This is a genomic window from Acetobacter farinalis, assembly GCF_011516935.1.
In the GTDB taxonomy this organism is placed as follows: Bacteria; Pseudomonadota; Alphaproteobacteria; order Acetobacterales; family Acetobacteraceae; genus Acetobacter; species Acetobacter farinalis.
Genome location: NZ_WOTF01000055.1, coordinates 1 through 2393, shown reverse-complemented (window position 1 = coordinate 2393; position 2393 = coordinate 1). Strand labels below are relative to the sequence as shown.

Here is a 2393-nt window from a genome sequence, read left to right as displayed (position 1 = left end):
GTAAGCATCCGGAGAGAGCCGCGGGCGTAATCAGGCTTTGATGGTATTATTGCTGTGGTGAAGGGTTTTCCAGTGCCATGGCAGGAGTTCATGGAGGCGTGGATTTGGCATATCGTTGATACGGGCGAGGACATCTGCGAGCCATGCTTTGGGATCGACAAGGTTCAGACGGGCGGTGACGATCAGGGAATACATGGCGGCAGCGCGTTCTCCGCCCCGGTCTGACCCGGCGAATAACCAGGCTTTTCTGCCGAGGGCTATCCCACGGAGCGCACGCTCTGCGGCGTTATTTGTGAGACAGATGCGCCCATCATGTAGAAACCGTGTGAACATATCAGGTCGTCTGAGAAAATAGCTCATGGCCTGTGCAATGGGATTTTTTGATGACATGCGTTGGCACGTGTCACGCATCCACATGAACAGGTCCTCTACCATGGGAGCACTGCTTTCCTGACGGACCGCGAGCCGATGCTGGTCTGGGGTGCCGTTTATCACACGTTCAGCCTCGAAGATGGCGTCGATCCGGCGCACGGCCTCTATGGCAAGGGGGGCTTTGTCCTTTTCTGCAATTTTGAACAGTCCCCTTCGTCCGTGCGCCCAGCACCCTGCAGACACGACAGGTGCAGGCTGACGGCCCGGTTTTGCCAGAGCGTTATATCCGGCATAGGCATCGGATTGCACGATCCCCGTCCAGCCCGAAAGGTGATCGACAGGATGTTCGCCCTTGCGGTCCCGTGAATAACGGAACCATACGGCTGGCGGCGCTGTGCCTCCAAAGGGGTGATCGTCGCGCACATAATTCCACAATCGACCGGTGCGTGTTCGGCCCTTCGCCAGCACGGGCACGGTGGTGTCATCCGCATGCAGACGACCAGCTGCCAGCACATGGACCCGGATCAGCGCGTTCAGAGGGGCCAGGGTCGCTGTGCAGGCTCCCACCCAGTCAGCTAACGTTGACGTGTCGAGATCAATCCCTTCGCGTGCAAAGCCATCACTCTGCCTGTTCAGCGGCAGATGCTGGAGATACTTGTCGCACAGAATGCCCGCCAGCAGTTCTGGCCCTGCACGCCCCCGTGAGATCGGGTAGAAAGGCGCTGGTGGCTGGGTAATGCTCTCGCAGTCCCGACAGGTGAACTTCTCCCGCACCGTCTGGATGACCTTGAACTGGCGTGGGATCACTTCCAGCGTCTCAGTGATACTTTCGCCCAGTTTGCTCAGGCGCATCCCGCCACAGCACGGACACTGTGTTGGCGCAGGAAGAACCACCCGTTCGCGTGGCAGGTCGGCGGGTAAGGGCTGCCGCCCCCGGTTATTCCGCGGTGCTGTTGCACGGACAGCGAGGTCCGCCGCATTTTCGAACGTGTCTTCGGCTTGCGTTGTTTCCAGCTCCTCCAGCTCAAGTTCCAGCTGGTCCAGCAGGCGCCGTCCCCGTTCCGATGACGCCCCGAAGCGGTCCTGACGCATCCGTGCAATAAGATGTTTAAGATGGGCAATCTGCGCTTCGGCGCTGACTGCTCGGGCTTCAGCGTCTGTGGCCCGGGTTTCGGCAGCACAGGCACGCGTCTCGGCGGCGGCAAGTGCCGCACGTAAGGCCGTTATGTCATCCATGCTTCCCGTCATGAAAAACAGTTCAGCACAAAACCGTTCAAAAGGGTACAGGACTATGGATCACGATCCCCTTTTTGTTACCCCGCCAGTTCAGGTCGCCATGTTTTCTGCGGATTACGCCAGTCGATCCCTTCGAGCAGACAACTTAATTGTGACGCACTCAGATGGATGGCCCCGTCCTTTGCCGAGGGCCAGATGAAATATCCACGTTCAATCCGTTTCGCATAGAGGGACACCCCAATCCCGTCATGCCAGATCAGTTTCACCAGATCGCCGCGTCGGCCACGAAAGACAAAAACATCACCAGCATAGGGGTCTCTCCCCAGAAACTGTTGAACCCTCAGCGCCAGACCGGGCATGCCAAGGCGCATGTCTGTTGCACCTGCCGCCAGCCATATCTTCAGGCCAGAGGGAAGAGGGATCATGAGCGTAAAACCTGAAGGAGTTTCCTCAGATCTTCAATCGCGATCCGGCTGTCAACCATCAGCTTCTCGCCACCAGGAAAAAGAATGCTGGCTTCATGTCCACTCCCGCAGGACTGGTCTTCATCCACCCCTTCAACAGGGGATGTCATATGAACCGGCACAAAAGAAAGCTGCTCTTTCGCAGACGGGTTTACGGAATCCAGTCTCTGACGCCATCGGTAAACGACGCTGACGTGGACACCAAACTGGCGCGCAACAGCACGGACTGACTGACCAGTTTCATAAGAAGCCAGCACAACCCGACGCCTGAACGCGTCATCATAGGCCCGGCGCCGTTCGCCAACAATTTCAATAACCGGA

At 57.9% G+C, this 2393-nt stretch carries 3 protein-coding genes; all 3 read right to left on the bottom strand.

Annotated elements, in window-relative coordinates:
• Positions 1 to 30 precede the first annotated feature (30 nt).
• Entirely contained in the window at positions 31 to 1620 is a 1590-nt protein-coding gene (gene tnpC / locus GOB82_RS13115; RefSeq protein WP_166123765.1) for an IS66 family transposase, read from the bottom strand.
• Positions 1621 to 1685: 65 nt separating this feature from the next.
• Entirely contained in the window at positions 1686 to 2033 is a 348-nt protein-coding gene (gene tnpB, locus GOB82_RS13110; protein WP_010515587.1) for an IS66 family insertion sequence element accessory protein TnpB, read from the bottom strand.
• Positions 2030 to 2393 (bottom strand): IS66-like element accessory protein TnpA (gene tnpA / locus GOB82_RS13105; protein ID WP_166123763.1); only part of this gene is annotated, 364 nt, incomplete at its 5' end. The genes tnpA and tnpB, both read right to left, overlap by 4 nt.